The sequence below is a fragment of the Sunxiuqinia indica genome, from assembly GCF_009847015.1.
In the GTDB taxonomy this organism is placed as follows: Bacteria; Bacteroidota; Bacteroidia; order Bacteroidales; family Prolixibacteraceae; genus Sunxiuqinia; species Sunxiuqinia indica.
Map to the genome: position 1 here is coordinate 218,500 of NZ_WVEM01000007.1, position 21,012 is coordinate 239,511.

Below are 21,012 nucleotides of genomic sequence, written 5' to 3' on the forward strand. Positions count from 1 at the left end.
GAATAAGGAAGTACCAAACAACTAATAATAAACAACTAACTGACTAAACAACTTAAACTATGGTACCAACCAGCCCGATAATCGGAACAATGCTGCACGCCATCGGAGGCGTATCTGCCTCATCATGCTATGTTCCTTTTCAGAAAACAAAAAATTGGTCTTGGGGAACTTTCTGGCTTGTACAAGGCTTGTTTGCCTGGATTTTGATGCCCATACTTATTGGTGTAATTACGGTTCCTGATTTCTTCTTCATTTTAAAGCATGCTCCCTCGAAGCCAATTTGGGCTGCTTTTCTTTTGGGCGCTGCCTATGGATTCGGCAGCATGTCGTTTGGCGTTTCTATACAGTATATTGGCTATTCATTAACTTATACGCTGGCTATCGGTATTTCTGCTATCGTAGGAACTATTTTGCCTTTGATGATCTTTGGCGGATTAGTCGAATACTTCACAGCTCCCGGTGGGATGGTTGTTCTGGTTGGGATGATTATTTCGATACTGGGTGTAGCCGGATGCGGTTGGGCCGGTTTTCGAAGAGAGCACGAAATGACGATGGCACAAGGAGGATTGAAAAGATCCAATATGTTGATTGGATTGATTTTAACAATAATTGCCGGAGTTCTTTCAGGCGTATTTAATATTTCATTGGAATTTGGACAACCCATTGCCGATATGGCTGCGAAACACGGAGCTGGTCATTTTGAGGGAAATGCCAAATTAATTGTTTCAACAGCCGGATGCTGGGTGGTGAATGTAATTTGGTTTGTCGTATTGGGTGTGCGAAAAAAAACGTTAAAAGAATTTACAACTAAAAGCGGACTGAAAAGTAGCGTTATTACTAAAAATATACTGTGGTCGGCTTTGGCTGGCTCACTGTGGTTTTTGCAATTTTTCTTTTATGGGTTGGGACATGTGAATATGGGGAAATTTCAATTTGCCAGTTGGGTGCTTCACATGTCTATGCTCATCTTCTTTAGTTATATTATTGGTGTTATTATGAAAGAATGGAAAAACGTAAATCGCAACACCTATATTTTGTTGGTGATCGCTCTTTTGGTTTTAGTTTCTTCTTTTTGTGTGATTGCTTATGGAAGCATGCAGGGCTAACGATTCTAAGGTTTTAGACAATATTTTTTGATTACTAGTTAGATGAAGGATTTTTTTGCGGGCTTGATGTGTGCTTTTAATAATGAATGATTTTTTCATTCTTTTTCTAAAAGTAAGGTTATAGTTCAGTATATTATTTGAAACGAAGGTAAAAGAAAAAAAACGAAAGCTAAAGTTAAGCTATTTACTATTTTTTGTGTATTTTGGCTGTTGTTTTTGGCAAATTGGAATGAGTAAAATAAAAATAGAAAATAAACCTAACTAATATTGAATGAATTATGCAGACTAATCCTCAGCCTTCAGTTGAAGGCGCAAATTCAACTCTTATAGATCGGCTTGATGTGTTGTATGAATATGATCGCGACAGGGAGGCTATTTTAGAAGAAAATCACATGGAATAATGCTATTATTATAATAATAGTAGAGTTACTAAACACTAACAAATTTTTGTATGAAGGAACAAAATAAGAATGGGGTGTCGGAAAATAAATTGAGCGATGCCCCAGAAGTAGATAAAATATCAAGAGAACAATGGAAGGCGTCACTTTTGGCTGGAATGGCTTCTTATCTCGATGCCGGATCCATCGTGGCGTTGGGAGCAGGACTATCACTTTTTCAGTCCTATCTTAGTTTATCTAATAATGCTGTAGGATTACTTGCTGCGATTGGTCCAAATGCTGTAGGATGTGCTATAGGTGCTTTTATTGGAGGCCGACTTGGCGACAAACTTGGTCGTAAACGTATTTATCAAATTGACCTGCTTGTTTATGCTTTAGGGATTCTTTTAATTGTTTTTACAATGAATCCGGTCATGTTGTTTTTAGGCACCTTTATTATTGGTGTGGCTGTAGGGGCTGATGTGCCAACATCACTTGCCTATGTTGGTGAATCTGCTCCCGATAAGGCAAGGGGGAAATTATTGGGTCTTACTCAGGTTGCCTGGGGCTTTGGGCCTGTTGTTGTGCTCTGGATGGCTATGTTCCTTGCCGACCTTGGAGTTCTTGGAATTCGTTTGGTATTCCTTCATCTATTTGTAATAGCCATAATTACTTGGTATTTACGTCGGAGCCTGGTAGAATCATCCCGTTGGAAGGTGGCCGCAAAAGCGACTAAAGTTAAATTGAAGACGCTATTTTCAGGTTCTAACTTAAAAGGCTTGGCTTATACAGTTATTATATATCTTTTTTGGAACTTAGCTGCTGGTACAGCAGGGATTTTTAATCCTTATATTATTAAAACACTTGGAGCAGGAAGTCAGGCCATGAGTGTTGGTTTATCAAGTGCAGGCTTCATTATATTTATTATTGTTACGCTAGTTGTTTTTATGCCCCACTCTGATCGGAGTTTTAAAACGCGAAAAACCATTTGGGCCATTGGTGCCATTATGCAGGTTGTTGCCTATGGTTTATTACTTTTTCTTCCGTTTACCATACCGATTATTATTCTAAATATCCTGATGTTTTCTTCAGGTGCAGCTTTAGCTGGTGAGGCCTTTTACAAGGTATTTAGCCAGGAAATTTTTCCAACTATTTTCCGTGGAACAGCTCAGGGACTAACCTTTGGAGTTAGTCGGACTTTACTGGGGGTTTGGAGTTTCTTTGTTCCTGCGCTGGCAAATGTGGGTATAAAACCGGTAGCGGGTTTGCTAACCTTCTTCCTCATAGTAAGTGGAGCTGTTGGTTTCTTTTTCATGCCTGATACTTCCGGAAAATCGCTGGAGCAGATTGCAAAAGAGCGGAGTTAATAATTGTGTTTAGAAATTTGTTCAGTAAAACAGAATAAAAGAAAAGTAACCAAAAGTTAAAAAATAAGATTTGAAAGTAACGAACCTAAAGACGGAATATAAAAGCAATCCTGTTGGCTTGAAAGCCTGTAGCCCTCGCTTAAGCTGGAAAATAGTTGATGAGAAAAGGAATGTTTATCAGAACTCTTATCAAGTGAAATGTGCAGCTTCAGAGTTTGATCTTCAGGATGAAAGCAAGTTGATCTGGAATTCAGGAAGAATTGACTCAGATCAGTCTATTCATGTTGAATATGGTGGGCGGGAGCTTCAGTCGGGTCAGCAGGTTTACTGGACCGTTAAAGTGTGGAACAGTTACGAGGAAGAATCAGAGTGGAGTGCTCCGGCATTTTGGGAAATGGGACTGTTCAATGATGATGATTGGAAAGCTCAATGGATAGAACCTGCCTACAAGGAAGATCCCTCGGATTCGACACCCTCACCTTATTTACGGAAAGAATTTCAACTTAAAAAAAATATCCGCAAAGCGACAGCTTACATTACTTGCCGCGGTTTGTATGAATTCTCGATAAATGGTGAAAAGGTAAGCAAAGATTTGTTTACACCTGGTTGGACCAGTTACGAACAGCGATTGCAATACCAAACTTACAATGTTACCGAGCAACTGATTTCCGGCAAGAACGCCATTGGTGTTGTCTTGGGCGATGGTTGGTATCGGGGATATTTGGTGTGGCAGGGAAACAAAAATTTGTACGGCGAAAGGCTGGCTTTGCTTTGCCAAATTCGAATTGATTACGAAGATGGAAGCCATGAAATGATTATAACCGACGATAGTTGGAAATCGAACACTGGGCCTGTTTTAAAATCGGATATCTATCATGGTGAAACTTACGATGCCCGTCTGGAAAATGAAGCATGGGACAAGCCTGACTTCGATGATCAAAACTGGTTCGGTGTCACTATTAAAGAATATGGATTTGCGAATCTTGTTTCTTCTGAAGGTGTTCCGGTTCGTATCACCGAAACCATCAAGCCGATTGAAAAGATAATCACTCCCAAAGGTGAGCTGGTTTTTGATTTAGGCCAAAATATCGTGGGCTGGGTGCGTTTCCGACTGAAAGGAAATGCGGGAGATCAAATTACGCTGCACCATGCAGAAGTATTGGATCAGGAAGGCAATTTTTATACCGACAACCTGCGGGCCGCAAAGGCTGAAGATACCTACATCTTCAGAGGTGATGGTGTTGAAGAATTCGAGCCTCGTTTTACTTTTCACGGATTCCGCTATGTGCGGGTGAGCGATTATTCGGGAGATATTTCGTTAGATGATATTGAGGGACGAGTTGTCCATTCGGATATGCCACTTGTTGGTGAGTTTGAGTGCTCGGATCCGTTGGTAAATCGACTACAAAAAAATATCGACTGGGGTTTGCGTGGTAACTTTCTGGATGTCCCGACTGATTGCCCGCAACGTGACGAACGCCTTGGCTGGACCGGTGATGCGCAAGTTTTTGCACCCACAGCTTGCTTTAATCGCAATGCCGCAAGTTTCTACACCAAATGGATGAAAGACTATATTGCGGATCAGCGTGAAGACGGCAGCGTTCCCTGGGTTGTTCCTAATGTGATTGAAGATGGCGGAGGTACCGGCTGGTCCGACGGATTTGGCGCAACTGGCTGGGCTGATGCTGCTGTGATTATTCCATGGACAATCTACCGGGTTTATGGCGATCAACAAATTTTGCAGGAGCAATACGAATCGATGAAAGGCTGGGAAGAATACATGATCAAAGAGTCTGGTGATCGGTATATCTTCGATACGGTGTTTCATTTTGGTGATTGGTTGTCGTTTGCTGAGTATTATTCGTATTACTACAATGCGCCAGACTATGGGTATGCAGGCGCTCACACCGATAAAGATTTAGTAGCAACAGCTTACTTTTATTACACAACCGGATTGATGCAGCAAATTGCTACGATTCTGGGAAGGACAGCAGATGCGGATCGTTATGCTGCATTACGACCAAAGATAAAAGAGGCTTTTCAAACGGAGTTTATGACTCAAACCGGCCGGTTGACTTCCAATACGCAAGCTGCTTATGTCTTGGCTTTGTCATTTGGGTTAATCCCGGATAATTTGGTGGAGACAGCTGCCAAACGTCTGGTGGATGATGTCAATCATTTTGGGCATTTAACAACCGGGTTTTTAGGAACTCCAATGCTTTGCCAGGCATTGACCGATTCCGGCTATCCGGAAATCGCATACAAATTGCTGTTTAATAAGCGGTATCCTTCGTGGTTGTATGCAGTTACTAAAGGCGCTACAACCATTTGGGAACGTTGGGATGGCATTAAGCCTGATGGAAGTTTTCAGGATGTTGGCATGAATTCATTCAATCATTACGCTTACGGTGCGGTGGGAGAGTGGCTATACTCGTCGGTGGCAGGTTTAAAATTGGACGCAAGTGTTCCGGCATATAAGCAATTTAAAATAAAACCTTATCCAGCTGAAGAATTGACCTTTGCTAAGGCTAAATATCATTCGATGTATGGCGAAATTCGTACCCATTGGGAACACGATGATAAAACGTTTAAATTGAACGTGACTATACCTTCGAATACGAAGGCGTTAATTGAAATACCCGGAACTGATTTTTCAAAATTGAAAGAAGGTGGAATTCCCACTCACCAAATTCAAGAGATCGAATTAAAAGGAATTGAAGACGGTAGAATAGTCGTACGGGTTGGTTCTGGGAAGTATAAATTTGAATACTCAAAATAAAAGGAAATGACGATGAATAAAATAATGAGAAGAAGCGGTTTTTTGAGCCTGATGATCTTGTTCGTATTTCAATTGTCAGCTCAGGAAAAGAGTTTGGTCAATACATCAAAAAGTCCGCATGCGAAGCTTTCTCCGGTTAATTTTACCGATGTAAATTGGACGGATGGGTTTTGGGCTGAGCGCTTTCGTGTTTGCGAACAAAGTATGGTTCCGCACATGATGGGCATGTATATGAATGACTCGATTAGCCACGGCTTCGCCAATTTTGAGATTGCTGCCGGCTTGAAGGAAGGGGAGCATGTTGGTCCTCCGTTTCATGATGGTGATTTTTATAAAATACTGGAAGCTTTGATTGTGGTTTATTCCATGAATCAGGAAGAAGAACTGGAACATGAGATTGACTCGATCATTGATATTATCGGTAAAACTCAGCGCGAAGACGGCTATATTCACACGCCTGTGGTGATTGAACAGTTAAATAGCGAAGATGGGAAAGCGGAATTTGCTGAGCGACTCGATTTTGAAACTTACAATATGGGCCATTTGATGACTGCCGCTTGCATTCATTATCGAATAACAGGAAAACGAAATTTACTGGATATCGCCATTAAAGCCACCAATTTTTTGTATGATTTTTATCAACGAAATAAAAAAGAGCTGGCATTGAATGCCATCTGTCCTTCGCACTATATGGGTGTAACTGAAATGTACCGAACAACGGGTGATCCAAAATATTTGGAGCTTGCTCAAGGCTTAATCGATATTCGTGCCATGGTTGAAGACGGACACGATCATAACCAGGATCGTATTCCATTTCGTCAACAAACAAAAGCAATTGGGCATGCTGTGCGTGCAAATTATTTATACGCTGGGGTTGCCGATGTTTATGCAGAAACAGGCGATGAGTCGCTGATGAACGCACTGGATGCTATTTGGCATGATTTGGTGGAAACAAAACTATACATCACAGGGGCTTGTGGCGCATTGTATGATGGTGTTTCACCAAACGGAACAACTTATGATCAGCCATCGATTCAGCAAGTGCATCAAGCTTACGGACAAGATTACGAGCTGCCAAATTTTTCTGCTCATAATGAATCATGTGCTAATATTGGCAACCTGCTTTGGAACTGGCGAATGTTTTTGGCCACCGGGCAAGCTGAGTACGCTGATATTATGGAGCAAGTGATGTACAATAGTTTATTAGCTGGAGTTAGCTTGGATGGTGAGCGCTATTTCTACACCAACCCATTGGCGGTTTCAAGCGATTTACCTTTTGAACTTCGCTGGTCAAAGGATCGTGAAGAGTACATCGGATATTGTAATTGCTGTCCGCCAAATACGATTCGCACGGTTGCCGAAATTCACAATTACCTGTATAGCATGTCTAACGATGGTCTTTGGTTTAACTTTTATGCCGGCAACCATTTGAAGACAGAATTGAAAGATGGCTCAAAACTGGAGCTGGAACAAATTACTGACTATCCATGGAGTGGCGATGTTACCCTGAAAATCACTAAAGCTCCCAACGGTGATTTGCCATTTCATATTCGTATTCCTTCGTGGTGCGAACAGGCAGAAATTAAGGTCAATGGTGAAGCACTAAACACTGATCTTCTGCCCGGAACATATTGTAAAATTGACAGACGATGGGAGAAAGGTGACCATGTAGAATTGAAACTAGCCATGCCGGTTAGTTTTATCGAGGCTAATCCTTTGGTTGAAGAAACCAGAAATCAGGTTGCTGTGCAAAGAGGACCGGTAGTTTATTGTCTTGAATCGGTCGATTTGCCCGAAGGTGTTGATCTGTTTCAAGTTGCTATTTCTCCGGAACAAACATTCACCCCCGAGAAAACTGAAATTGCCAACAGCCAGCTAGTCGCTCTAAAGGGGAAAGCTGAATTGGTGCGCGAAGCAGATTGGGATCAGGACAAGTTATATCGAAAAATATCGGCAAAGGAGCTCCGGAGTGTTCCAATCACACTAATTCCGTATTATGCCTGGGATAATCGAGGTAAGTGTGATATGAGTGTTTGGCTGCAACTGGCACGATGATCGGCTATCCGAAAAGGAGCTTCTGGAGTTGAACAACCGATGGTTGTTTATTAATCAGCTGGTTTCTAATTGAATAGATTCGTAGGATAACAATCAATAAGGGCTAATGTCAGGTGTAAATCTAGAAATAGTAAATTTACGTAATGGTGTTAAAGAGACCTACCGGCATCTTTACCACCAATATTATTCGATGTTGTTTAATTTAGCTTATCAGTACCTTGATGATGGCGATGATGCAAAGGAAATTGTGCAGAATGCCTTTTTAAAGCTTTGGGAAATAAAAGGTCAGCTCAAGGATAATTCCAACTTGAAGAATTACCTGTATACATTGGTAAAAAATGGCTGTCTGAATCAGATTAAACGGAATCAGATTGTCAATAATCATAACAACAACATCAAACATAGGGAATTGGAGTTACAGTATGAATCTTTGTCTCGCATGTCTTTTGATTACATGGAGATTGAAGAGTTGAAGACTAAAATTGAGGAGGCTGTAAGTAATTTACCAGAGCACTGTCGCAAGGTATTTTGCATGAGTCGCTATGAGGGCTTTAAAAATACGGAGATTGCTGAAAAACTGAATATATCAGAGAAGACAGTTGAAGCTCATATGACAAAAGCGCTTAAAAGTTTGAGAGTAGCACTAAAAGATTATCTCCCGTTATTAATCTCAATTCTTTTTCAATAAAATATCAAAATTCGGTTAGGGGTTACTGTTATTGGATTGTTTAGTAATAAATGAATCACAATAATGGACAAGGATTTTATCTCAAAAATACTAACAGGTCGGGCATCTGAAGCAGAGAAAAAAACTTACTACCGTTTACTTGCAGAAGACAAGGACGAGCGGGAGTTATTTCTGAAAACCAAAGAACTATGGGTTATAACTGCTGCAAACAATAAAATTCCAGAGCAAACAGTTGACCGGGAGTTTGCTGAATTCTGGTCAAAAGCCAATCTTCAAGTACAAGATAACAGACCTTTGCGAAAACGCTATAGCTTGTTGCGCTATGCCGCTATTGCTATTCTTTTAATAGGATTAGGTAGTCTTTCCTCTTACCTGCTATTAAATTCAGATCAAGCAAGTAACCATTTGGTTCAAAAGTTTAGTGCTGAAAAAGGAAGTATGGCTCATTTTGAGTTGGATGATGGAACCGTTGTGTGGCTGAACTCGGAAACTGAAATCATCTTATCAGAAGATCAAGAGGGAACAAGAAACATCCAACTTAAAGGAGAAGCTTACTTTGAAGTTAAGAACTCTGATAAACACGGATTATTAGTGAATGTAGGTGATCTGAAAATAAAGGATATCGGAACTTCATTTAATGTAAAAGCTTATCCTGACGATGACTTTATAGAAACTACTTTGATGGAAGGAGCTGTCGATATTCTGAAAAGTAATAATGCGGCAATCACAAGACTGAAGCCCGGGGAGAACGCAACCTATATGAAAAGCGATAAAAGCCTCAATATTAAGAATGTTGATGTGGAGCTTGTTTCAGCATGGATTGATGGGAAATTTGCTTTTAGAGATAAACGTTTGGAAGATATTTGTCATGAACTCGAAAACTGGTATGATGTGAAGTTCCGGTTTGAGGATAAACAATTGAAGGATTTCCGTTACTCGGGCGCTATTGATAAAACGACAACGGTAGCTTATGTTTTAAAAATGTTGAAACTAACAACTAATATTCAATATCAAATAAATAATAAACCATATGAACCCGATGAAATAATCATTTACTAGGCTCTCAAAGAAGGATACTTGTTGAAAATAAGTAAACCGGGAAGGCGGCATCCGACCCGGTTTAGAATAGTTCAATAAGCTTTCTATGAAAACCTATTGAGTATTAACTATAAACATTCCAAAATTATGAAAAAAAATCTATTTTCTCCTGTGCCAATAAGGTCCGGGATAATGAAATTTCTATTTGTTATGAAACTAACTGCTTTTCTACTTTTTCTTAGTTTTGTTTCTATCGCGTCAGGCTCCTATTCGCAGGGCACACGCATTAGTCTCAAAATTGAGAACAATAGTATTATCGATGTTTTTAATGAAATTGAGAGGGTTTCGGATTACGGATTCTTCTTCAAAAGCGACCAACTGGATATGAATAAGCAATATACAGTTGAGTTTAATGATGCGTCAATTGAGGATGTGATGACCCGACTTCTGGATAAGGACAAGTATAATTACGAGGTTATTGGAAGAACAATTGTGGTTAACCGAACAGATGGTGTTACCAACATCGGACAGGCTCGTAAAATACGAGGAGTTGTAACAGATGGTGCTGGAGCTCCTCTTCCTGGTGTGACTATCGTAATTGAAGGGACACAAACAGGAACGATATCTGCACTGGACGGAAGTTATGAACTGGAAGTCCCAGCTGATGCTGAGTTTCTGGTGTTTTCATTCATTGGGATGCAAACGCAGAAGGTAAGCGTTTCGAATGCCAGCAATGTGGTCATGTATGATGATACCATTGGGCTCGAAGAAGTGGTAGCAGTGGGGTATGGAACCATGAAAAAAAGTGACCTGACAGGCTCTGTTACCCAGGTTAAGGCTGAAGATTTGGTTAGTGTTTCTGCGTCAAATCCAATTGAAGCATTACAAGGAAGAGCTTCTGGAGTTGCAGTAATAAATGCCGATGCTTCTCCCGGATCTTCACCAACTATTCGAATTCGTGGTAGCGGGTCGATTACTGCTGGAAACGAACCACTCATTGTTGTGGATGGATTTCCTTTGGTGAATAATAATCTGAATGATATTAGCAGCAACGATATTGAATCAATGGAGATATTAAAAGATGCCTCATCTGCTGCTATTTACGGATCGAGAGGAGCGAACGGTGTTATTTTAATTACAACTAAAAAAGGCAAAAGAGGACAAAATAATCTGGAGGTAAGTGGATCGTTGGGGATTGCAACTCCTGCAAGGGTGCCTGAAATGCTGGGAAGGGAAGATTTCGTTAATTTTATTAATGATGCTTACACCTATTCAAATGGAACTCCGGTTTATTCTTCGTCTAATCCAGCTCCTTCGTATGATGTTGACTGGCACGATGAAATTATCAGGAACTCTTCCAAGGTGCAGAACTATTCTGTAGCATTCAGTGGAGGAAAGGATAAAACGTCTTATATGCTGTCAGGTAATATCTTTTCGCAGGATGGAATGGTTGAAGCTTCTGGTTTTGAGAAGTTTACTGTGCGTGTAAATTTAGACCATGAATTTAAACCCTGGTTGACTGTTGGAACGCACATGCAAGTGGGCAGGTCGCAACGAGATGTTCGCGATAATCCAACAGGTAATATTTTCCGTTACGGTTGGCCAACTGTGCCTGTTAAAAACCCTGATGGAAGCTGGTATTATGCCACTGAAGATCCTTCAATCAGCTCTTATTTCGAAGGTACCTGGAATCCGGTTGCAGAAGCGTCGGAAGTAACAAACGAGCTGAGTACTGATCGGTTACTTGGAGATGTTTATGCTTTATTTACTCCTGTTAAGAACGTAACGTTCAAGACAAATTTCGGTGTTGATATTGCCAACGAAAAGCAATACGAATATTACACATCTAATTCAAGCGCAGGAATTGGATCAGGAAGCACAGGTACTGGTGGACAAACCTATCGGAGAAAAACAAGTCGGTTAACTGATAATATCCTGACTTATTCGAATACTTGGGACAAGCACCGTTTGACAGCTACTGGTGTATATTCATGGCAGGAATATGTTTATGAAGACCTGGAAACCAGCGGCTCTGGTTTTTTGAATGATGCAACTGGCGCAAATGATATGTCCTATGCCAGTATTGAGAGTATTTCTATTAACTCTGATAAATATTCAAATCGATTGATTTCATGGACAGCCAGAGCTTCGTATTCTTATGACGATAAATATTTACTAACCGTTACAGGAAGATATGATGGCTCTTCCAGATTTGGAAAAAACAATAAATGGGGATTTTTTCCATCAGTAGGATTTGGTTGGAGAGTTACTCAGGAGCCATTTTTAGCCGGAAATGAAACCATTACTAACCTGAAGTTGAGAACCAGTTATGGTGTTACAGGAAACCAGGAGATTGGTAATTATCAATCACTTGCTTCTTTAAGCACTGCCTACTATGTATTTGATGGTGTCCCAATTCTAGGATTTGCTGAAACCATTGGTAATCCTGATCTGAAATGGGAACGTAATATTCAGTATAATGTCGGAGTAGATGTTGGCTTTTGGAACAGATTGGATTTGAATTTGGATTATTACTCTCGTCAAACGTCTGATTTATTATATAATGTGCCCATTCCGACTACGTCTGGTTATTCAAGTATGTTGAAGAATATTGGTGAAGTGAAAAATGTTGGACTTGAACTAACAGCTCATGCACGGATCATCGATTCTGAATTTAAATGGGATGTGACAACCAATGTCTCCAGTAATAAAAATGAAGTTGTTGAACTTTATGGCGATGTTGAAAAAATTAATTTAGGTTCATCTACAGGGGGTATTGCTCGCTATCTGATCGTTGGTGAAGCAGTAAATAGCCTGTGGGCTCGCGAGTCCGCCGGAATTATTACAACACAGGATCAACTTACGGCTTACCGGACCATTCGATCGTCTGCCGAGTTAGGTGAAGAAATGTACATCGATAAAAATGATGACAAGAGCATCAATAGTGAAGACTACATTAATATTGGTTCAACTGAGCCTGATTTCTTTTATGGTGTCTCAACGAGCCTGTCATACAAAAATCTAAGTTTGGATATATACGGTCAAGGCGCAACAGGTCTTGCTGCACAGGATGAAAATACGGGGTACTTAACATTTGGAGAAAACCAGGTGCAGAACAGAAATTACCTGCCAACAAGATATGCTTACGATAGAATGTGGAGTGAAGAAAATCCAACTGGTACATTTCCTCGTGCAGGTGCACAGGAAATATCATTGTCAGACCGTACCAATGGAGGGTGGAATTATTTTATTGTGAAAAATATTAAAGTTGGCTATGACTTTTCTTCAATGATCAGAAATTTAAATTGGGTAAGTAATCTGAATTTTTATGTCAATGCACAGAATTATTTGAATTTCGCAAACCATCGGGGTTACAACCCAGAAAACGGGAAGGTTGATTTCCCTTATGCAAAAACAATGATATTTGGAATCCGAGCTAAATTTTAAACCTTAAATTCTCAGAACAATGAAATTAATTAAATATATAATTTTAAGTTGTACAGTGCTTATATTTTCTCAGTGTACAGACTTAACCGAAGAACCCTACACCTTTTTGTCTCCAAGCAATTACTACAACAACGGAGAAGAACTTGGTCGTGCTCTGGTAGGTGTTTATGATGGCTATCAACGAGAGTTCAATGGTTATTATAAATACATCATGTACCTGGAAGTAAGAACCGAATTTGGATCACCAGCATATGCAAAGGACAACATGCACCTTTGGAATGTGTGGAATGATGTAAATAATGCTGATAAAATGGTTATCACGAATTGGGATGATGCCTATGATATTATTAACCGTGCGAATTTGGTTATTGGGCGGGGAGCTGATGTTGAAATGGATGAAAGCCTAAAAGCAAGGTTTTTTGCCGAAGCTCGATTCTTGAGGGCTGCAACTTATTTCAATCTTGTTCGCTTATATGGAGGGCTTCCTATTCCAGATTCATTTACAGAAGGACTCGAAGGACTTGAAATTCCCAGAAAATCGGTTGATGAAACCTATACATATATTATTAAAGATTTGGAATATGCAATAGAAAACTTACCAAAGAAATCAGAGTATGATGCGAATGATATTTGGAGAGCTTCTAAGGGAGCTGCGCAGTCATTGCTTGGCGATGTTTATTTAACAAGAGGAGGCATGACAGGTGATGAAACTTACTTTCAGAAAGCTAAAGATTATACCGAAGCGGTAATGCAATCTGCCGAATATGCACTTGAACCTGATTTTAAGGACTTGTGGTATTGGTGGAACACAAATAATAAAAATGGAATGGAATCTGTTTTTGAAATCCAATACGGTGGGGTTGACAAGGAGTATAATAATACACATACCATGTTTGGAGTGAATATTACTGAATATACGCTTGGTTGTTATATGTATCGTCGTTTCGGACCTTCAATTTCGCACTACTTATCATACAGTGACACGGATGCCCGTAAAGAAGGAAGTTTCCTGACTCGTTTCAATACGACTGAGAAAGGAAATCCAAGCCATATTTTAGATACGCTGGTATTCGTTCCTGAGGACAAAGGTTTCTACCCTGGCTCCAAAGGATGGAAAACAGCAAGTCCTGGAAACCTGAAGTTTTACGATCGAACACCAGAATCAGCAACTTTGAAAAAGCCGCAAGCAACTTCATATGTTATTCGCTACGCTGATGTCTTATTAAACTATGCGGAGGCGGAAAATGAGCTAAATGGACCAACAGCGTCTGCTTACAAAGCAGTTAATGATGTTCGTAATCGCGCAGACTTAGATGATTTGCCTGCCAATTTGACTAAAGAACAGTTCGCAGACTCAATCTACCGTGAAAGAGGATGGGAATTTGTTGGTGAAGGTCTCCTGTATTTTGATGAACTACGAACTGATAGAATCGGAGAGAACGTTAAGAAGCATGTAAAATGGGGAAATGATGAAGGAATCTATATGTATGTGGATGCTCCATTGGAGTTTGTTCCATCAAAGGACTTCTTATTTAAAATACCTCAGTACGATTTAGATTCGAATCCTGCGTTAGTTCAAAATCCAGATAATGTATCAGCTGAATAAATTATAGAATGGTGGAAGCTTTTAAAAGCTTCCACCATTAACATTTCTTGTTTGTCGGTGTGCATATTTTACCCAACATCAGACATTCCTATGAAAAACCTGCCTTTCCATATCTTTTTGCGGGTTTCAAGCCCCATTTAGATTCTCGAAGAGCTAAAGGAATTAGTTGTTCAACAAGTAGTTCTTTTTGCCAATTCAAGTCTGTGCTAACTTCGTGTTTCGTCGTTTTTTCTTTGACTTGATTGAATACAAAAAGTTGAATTCTGAAAAAAAAAATTGGTTTTCAACTCAAATTAGAAATCAAGAGAATAAGACAAATTATGAGATTGATACTATTAATCGTGTTTTTTAGTATTGCTTCGTTTAGTTGTAAAACTAAGAAACAGGAGGAATCTAAAAAGATTCATTTTGAACAAACCTGGGAGTCCTTAAGTCAGCACGAATCTGCTCCTGAATGGCTGAAAAACGATAAATTTGGCATTTATTTTCATTGGGGCGTTTATACGGTTCCGGCTTTTGGCTTTGAGTGGTATCCCCGCTTGATGCATAAAAAGAATGATAAATATTTTGGGAGTGATATTTATGAACATCACTTAGATACTTATGGACATCCTTCAGAGTTTGGGTATCACGATTTTGTTCCGATGTTTAAGGCCGAAAAATTTGATCCCGAAGCATGGGCTGAATTATTCAAAAAGGCAGGAGCTAAATTTGCCGGGCCGGTTGCGGAACATAGTGACGGCTTTTCGATGTGGGCTAGCAATATAACTCCGTGGAATGCCATGGACAAAGGGCCTCATCAGGATATTGTTGGAGAACTGGAAAAGACGATTAGAGGTCAGGGCTTAAAATTTATAACGACTTTTCATCATGCTGTGAACTTACAGCGCTACAGCGATAAGCCAGAAGAAACTTATTTTCGAAATAGTTATTATCCATACATCAATGGAATGCCGCCTACTTCGAACGACCCGGAGTTAAAGTACCTTTACGGAAATATTCCCGAACAACAATGGTTAAATGAAGTTTGGTTCCCCAAACTCAAAGAGGTCATAGATAACTATAATCCGGATCTGATGTGGTTTGATTCAGGATTGGATCTGATTCCCGAAAATTACAGAAAAGAATTTGCGGCGTACTACTTAAATCAAGCGGAAGATTGGGGCAAAAGTGTAGCCATTGTCCGGAAGCAGGATGATTTACCGCTCAGCATGAGCATCAACGATCTGGAAAAGTCACGCATGAATCGAATGGGCAAACATGTCTGGATGACTGATGAAACGATTAGTACCGGAAGTTGGGGATATACCAACGATTTAGTAATTAAGCCAGCAGAAGATATTTTGCATGTTTTAATTGATATTGTAAGTAAAAATGGAGTTTTGCTTTTGAATATTTCACCGAAATCGGATGGAGTTATTCCTGACAATCAGAAAGATGTATTGCTGAAAATGGGAGATTGGTTGGGTAAATATGGAGAGGCGATTTACAATACCCGACCATGGTATATATTTGGCGAGGGGCCAACCCTGCAACCTGAAGGTAATTTTGAGAATCATAGTGATTTCAAGAAAGTGAAGTATTCGGCAGAGGATGTTCGGTATACCACCACAAAAAATGTCATTTACGCAGTAACACTTGGAAGTCCAGAACCAAATAAAAAAATTGTTTTTAAAGCATTCAGTCCGTCGGAGGTTACTCGTGAACTGAAAATTAAAAACATAGCTATTCCCGGTTCATCTCAAATAATAGAATATGAAATGAAAGAAGATGGCCTATGGGTAAAAACTCCGGACGTTATGAATGAAATGGCAGTCGTTTTTAAAATCGAAATAGAGTAAGCTCACAAAACTGTAGAGCAATATGGCAGAAATTACCGGAATCTCAGGGTGTTGATAACAGTCTTACTTTCAATCTTCAGCTTGCATCTGCTGTTTTATTGAGATTGAAAGTTCAATGATATTTACAATCAGAAAATAGAAACAAACGATCTTGTAATTGGCAAATTTATTGCGAAGTCATGATGTTTGTTTTTCAATATTTAGTAGAATTGAAAACGTTTACATAAATTTGTACTCGTTTGTCATACCTTGAATTCAATAGTAAAACCTACAACATAAAAATTTAATTATGCGAAAGTTTTTGATTTGGCTTATTTTCATATCGTTTTTATACTCATGTTCTGATCAACATCCTGTACGACAAGATATCTCCTTAAATGAGGGGTGGTATTCTATAGCCAACGATACAAATAAACTTGCATATAATGGATTTGAGTCTCCGGTTTACTCAACGGAGGACTGGGAGGAAGTTAATGTTCCGCACAATTGGGATGATTATGGCGGTTATCGTCGTTTAAGGCATGGAAACAGGCATGGTTATGCGTGGTACCGGAAGTCATTTCAGCTTGAAAAGCAAAATAACAAACGGTATTTTCTTTGGTTTGAAGGCGTAGGTTCTTATGCGACAGTTTGGTTAAACGGCGATTCAATCGGATACCATGCCGGAGGGCGGACTTCATTTACGCTGGATGTCACTAACCATATTCGTTTTGATAAAGAAAACACGTTGGCAGTCCGAGCAGACCATCCTTCAGGTATTCGGGATTTACCCTGGGTTTGCGGCGGCTGTAGTCCCGAATGGGGATTTTCCGAGGGGAGTCAGCCGATGGGTATTTTTCGTCCGGTTCATTTGATTGTAACTAATCCTATTCGCATTGAACCATTTGGAGTTCATATCTGGAATGATGATAAAATTACTGCTGAACTTGCAGACCTCCATTTAACCACCGAAGTAAAAAATAATAAGGAGCAGGTGGCAAAGGTTGAAGTGATTAATAAATTGTTTGATGAGCGTGGTCGGCTGATAAAAGAAGTCGCTACTTTTATTCATCTTTCTCCTGGTCAGGTTGATACTGTTCGGCAACATATTGATCAGATTGTAAATCCGAATCTGTGGTCAATTGAAGATCCATATTTGTACAAGGTCAGCACCGAAGTATTACAGGACGGAGAACTGGTTGATCAGCTGGAAACGCCCTATGGAATTCGATGGACGAAGTGGGATATCAAGGGAAATAATCCTTCAAATCGTTTTTATTTGAACGGAAAGCCCGTGTTTATTAACGGTACCGCTGAGTATGAACATATGATGGGGCAGGGGCATGCTTTTTCTGATGAGCAGGTTCTTTCGAGAGTAGCGCAAGTAAAAGCTGCGGGATATAACGCTTTTCGTGATGGACACCAACCACATAATATACGCTATCAACAACAATGGGACAGTTTAGGAATTTTATGGTGGCCACAAATGAGCGCTCATATCTGGTTTGGCAATACTGAATTTCAGGCCAATTTTAAGCAACTATTACACGACTGGATTAAAGAACGTAGAAATAGCCCATCAATTATTTTGTGGGGTCTGCAAAACGAATGCACCATGCCAACTGAGTTTGCACGGGAGTGTACCGAATTAATTCGGGAACTAGATCCGGGAGCATCGAGCCAAAGGCTAGTGACCACTTGCAATGGAGGAACAGGAACCGATTGGAATGTCATTCAAAACTGGTCGGGCACATACGGTGGAAATCCAGATATTTATGATGAAGAACTTTCGGAACAATTGCTAAACGGCGAATACGGAGCATGGCGAAGTATTGATCTGCATACCGAGGGCGATTTTGAATACAAAGGGCCTTTAAGCGAAGATCGGTTTTGGCAGTTAATGGAGTCGAAAGTACGTTTAGGTGAAGCTGCCAGCGATCAGTCTTGCGGGCAGTTCCACTGGCTGCTCACCTCGCACGACAATCCTGGACGAACACAGGCTGGCGAAGGCCTTCGCGATATTGATCGGGTTGGTCCGGTAAATTACAAAGGAGCACTAACCATTTGGGGTGAACCGTTGGATGTTTTTTACATGTTCAGGTCGAATTATGCACCCAGGGAAACCGATCCGATGGTTTACATTGTATCGCATACCTGGCCTAATCGATGGGAAAAAACTGGCATTAAAGATGGCATTCGGGTTTTCTCCAATTGCGAAGAAGTTGAGCTCTTCAACGGAGTGCGTAAAAACTCACTTGGCCGGAAAAAGCAGGGACCAATTGGTACTCATTTCAAATGGGATCAGGTGGATATTCAAAACAATGTGCTCTATGCCGTTGGATATGTTGATGGCAAGGAAGTTGCCGAAGATTATATCGTTTTAGGTTTGTTGCCTGAAGCGCCAGGTATAAAAGAACTAGCAGGAGAAGTAAAGCCACTCACTGATAATTTGGGAAAGAACTATTTATATCGGGTGAATTGCGGTGGCCCGGATTATCTTGATCAAGAAGGAAATACCTGGCAAGCTGATGTTCATAAAGACGAGTCGGGCTGGGGATCGGTATCCTGGACCGATGACTATGATGATTTGCCGGCATTTTATGGAAGTCAACGCATCACTTACGATCCAATTCAAGGCACCGATGAATGGAAACTTATACAAACTTTCCGCTATGGCCGTCATAAACTGGCTTACAAATTTCCTATTCCTGATGGCGATTATCAGCTTGAAATGTACTTCGTTGAGCCTTGGTATGGAACCGGAGGAGGATTGGATTGCAACGACTGGCGCGTCTTTGATGTTGCGGTAAATGACGAAGTCGTTATTGACGATTTGGATATTTGGGAAGAAGTTGGTCATGACAACTTGTTAAAGAAAACCGTTAATGTTTCAGTAAAAGGAGGCGAATTGGAAATTTCATTTCCTGAGGTGAAAGCTGCGCAGGCTGTGATTTCAGCAATTGCCATTTCAACACCTGATGAGAATGTAAAACCTGCGGAGTCTTCAAGTCGATTGTTTAAAAATCTACAAGTTGCGGGTGAAAATAAGTCAACCTGGAGTGCAAAAAGTTGGATGAACAATGGAGATCTGCTTTATTCAGACGCAGATGCCAAAATTATTTCGTTGCCTCCATCCTTATTTGGTAGCGAGTGGGTACAAACAACTGTATTTCCTGAAACTACAACTGGAAATTCAATCGGTACATTCGAGCTTAATGAAGAGTCTGATTTAATAATTGGTATTGATGAATCGATTACTGATAAGCCAAAATGGCTTGAAGATTTTACAAAAAGAAAGGATATTCTGCGATCGACATATAATAGCGGCACCAACTATGAGATCTATCAAAAACGATATGCGAAAGGCGAGAGCGTGGAGTTGCTTCCGCTTAATTCATCCAATTCGCCCATGTATGTTGTTGCTGCCGTTCCGGTAACCAATTTGGATGCTCCAATTGATTTAAGGCCATCGTTTAAGTATGAGGCTGAGGAAGCTGGAGATGTCGGGAACGCCAGAAATACTGAAATTTTAAAGAAGGACTGCAAACTTGTTCCCGGTAAAGGCGATGCGATAGAGTGGACCTTTAAAGTAGGATTGGCCTCAAAATACGGTTTGGAATTTCGCTACATGAATAAAGGCACCGAGGATATCACCGTTGATGGAGAAATAATTGCTGCAGACGGACGATTGGTGTGGAGTGGCGAATGGGTATTTCCAGTAGCCGATGTTAAATGGAAGAGTTTGAGAACCGACACCCAAACGACAATCAACGCAGGCACCTATACTTTAAGGTTGACGCCCAGACAACAAGGCCCTTTTTATTTTGATTGGATGAAAATTCAGTAGACAGAAAGAATTTCAAATGATATGTTTGGATCCTATTCGATATATCAACTACGATCGTTTAGAAAGCTTTTATATTTCTTGCAAATAAATATATATTTGCTAGCAGTATTGGAAATTTGAAATGGATGAAATAAGAAAAGCTTTAAAGTCATTTGACATAGTTAAGCTTTCTGACATCAATAATGTTCGTTTGATGAATAGGATTGATACGAAGTATTGCTTGAACAAGTCAATGTTGCCTTCAATTTTGAATGATATTGATACGGATTATTTTGTTCTGGAAATTCAAAATGAGCTTCTGCATCCTTACCAGACGACCTATCTGGATACACCGGATGATAAAATGTATTTAGCACATCAAAATGGATGGTTAAATCGTCATAAGGTTCGGGTTCGGGAATATGAACTTTCAAATGATAAATTTCTGGAGGTCAAGTTGAAAACGAACAAAGGACGATGCATTAAAAGTCGTATCGGATTTCAGAAAGACAAATTTGATTTCACGGATGAGGAAAAAAAATTTCTGAATCAGAAAATGCCATACCATCCTGCCGGGTTGGAGCCAAAGATAAAGAATTGGTTTCGTCGGATTACGCTCGTCAATAAAGGGTTTACTGAACGTGTAACAATTGATATTCATCCTTCTTTTCAAAATGAAAAGGGGGAAACTTTATTGCGAAATTTGGTCATTGTTGAAATAAAACAAGAAAGATCAGCGCAGGCTTCGGAAATCAAAAAGGTGCTCAAAAAAAATAGAGTCAGGTTGCAGCGTTTTAGTAAGTATTGCATTGGAAGAGCACTTTTGGAAGGTGAACTGAAGCAGAATCGGTTTAAATCTCGCATTATGAGATTGCAAAATGAATTTAATTAACAGATTACGAA

Annotated in this window: 12 protein-coding genes; all 12 read left to right on the forward strand. The window is 40.0% G+C overall.

The window, feature by feature from the left end:
- The first annotated feature begins 59 nt into the window (after positions 1-59).
- Positions 60-1,106, forward strand: coding sequence for an L-rhamnose/proton symporter RhaT (locus GR929_RS12395; RefSeq protein WP_159520256.1), 1,047 nt, complete (start codon positions 60-62; stop codon positions 1,104-1,106).
- Positions 1,107-1,384: 278 nt separating this feature from the next.
- Positions 1,385-1,507, forward strand: coding sequence for a hypothetical protein (locus GR929_RS22020; RefSeq protein WP_262886050.1), 123 nt, complete (start codon positions 1,385-1,387; stop codon positions 1,505-1,507).
- Positions 1,508-1,557: 50 nt separating this feature from the next.
- Complete coding sequence (locus GR929_RS12400) at positions 1,558-2,850, forward strand: MFS transporter (protein ID WP_201300995.1); 1,293 nt, start codon at positions 1,558-1,560, stop codon at positions 2,848-2,850.
- Positions 2,851-2,920: 70 nt separating this feature from the next.
- A complete protein-coding gene (locus GR929_RS12405; protein WP_159520258.1) occupies positions 2,921-5,629 on the forward strand; it encodes an alpha-L-rhamnosidase in 2,709 nt (902 codons plus the stop codon).
- Positions 5,630-5,641: 12 nt separating this feature from the next.
- Complete coding sequence (locus tag GR929_RS12410) at positions 5,642-7,684, forward strand: aceric acid hydrolase (RefSeq protein ID WP_201300996.1); 2,043 nt, start codon at positions 5,642-5,644, stop codon at positions 7,682-7,684.
- 106 nt (positions 7,685-7,790) lie between these two features.
- Positions 7,791-8,372 carry an RNA polymerase sigma-70 factor gene (locus tag GR929_RS12415; protein ID WP_159520260.1) on the forward strand — a complete coding sequence of 194 codons (582 nt, stop codon included), beginning with the start codon at positions 7,791-7,793 and terminating at the stop codon, positions 8,370-8,372.
- A gap of 63 nt (positions 8,373-8,435) precedes the next feature.
- On the forward strand, positions 8,436-9,431 hold the full coding sequence (locus tag GR929_RS12420) for a FecR family protein (RefSeq protein WP_159520262.1): 996 nt from the start codon (positions 8,436-8,438) through the stop codon (positions 9,429-9,431).
- 189 nt (positions 9,432-9,620) lie between these two features.
- On the forward strand, positions 9,621-12,857 hold the full coding sequence (locus GR929_RS12425; RefSeq protein WP_201300997.1) for a SusC/RagA family TonB-linked outer membrane protein: 3,237 nt from the start codon (positions 9,621-9,623) through the stop codon (positions 12,855-12,857).
- Between the two features lie 19 nt (positions 12,858-12,876).
- A complete protein-coding gene (locus tag GR929_RS12430) occupies positions 12,877-14,463 on the forward strand; it encodes a RagB/SusD family nutrient uptake outer membrane protein (RefSeq protein WP_159520266.1) in 1,587 nt (528 codons plus the stop codon).
- 320 nt (positions 14,464-14,783) lie between these two features.
- On the forward strand, positions 14,784-16,304 hold the full coding sequence (locus GR929_RS12435) for an alpha-L-fucosidase (protein ID WP_159520268.1): 1,521 nt from the start codon (positions 14,784-14,786) through the stop codon (positions 16,302-16,304).
- A 289-nt stretch (positions 16,305-16,593) separates the two neighbouring features.
- Entirely contained in the window at positions 16,594-20,130 is a 3,537-nt protein-coding gene (locus GR929_RS12440; RefSeq protein WP_159520270.1) for a malectin domain-containing carbohydrate-binding protein, read from the forward strand.
- A gap of 193 nt (positions 20,131-20,323) precedes the next feature.
- Positions 20,324-21,001 (forward strand): polyphosphate polymerase domain-containing protein, encoded by a 678-nt coding sequence (locus GR929_RS12445; RefSeq protein ID WP_159520272.1) that lies wholly within the window; start codon positions 20,324-20,326, stop codon positions 20,999-21,001.
- The last annotated feature ends 11 nt before the right edge of the window (positions 21,002-21,012 follow it).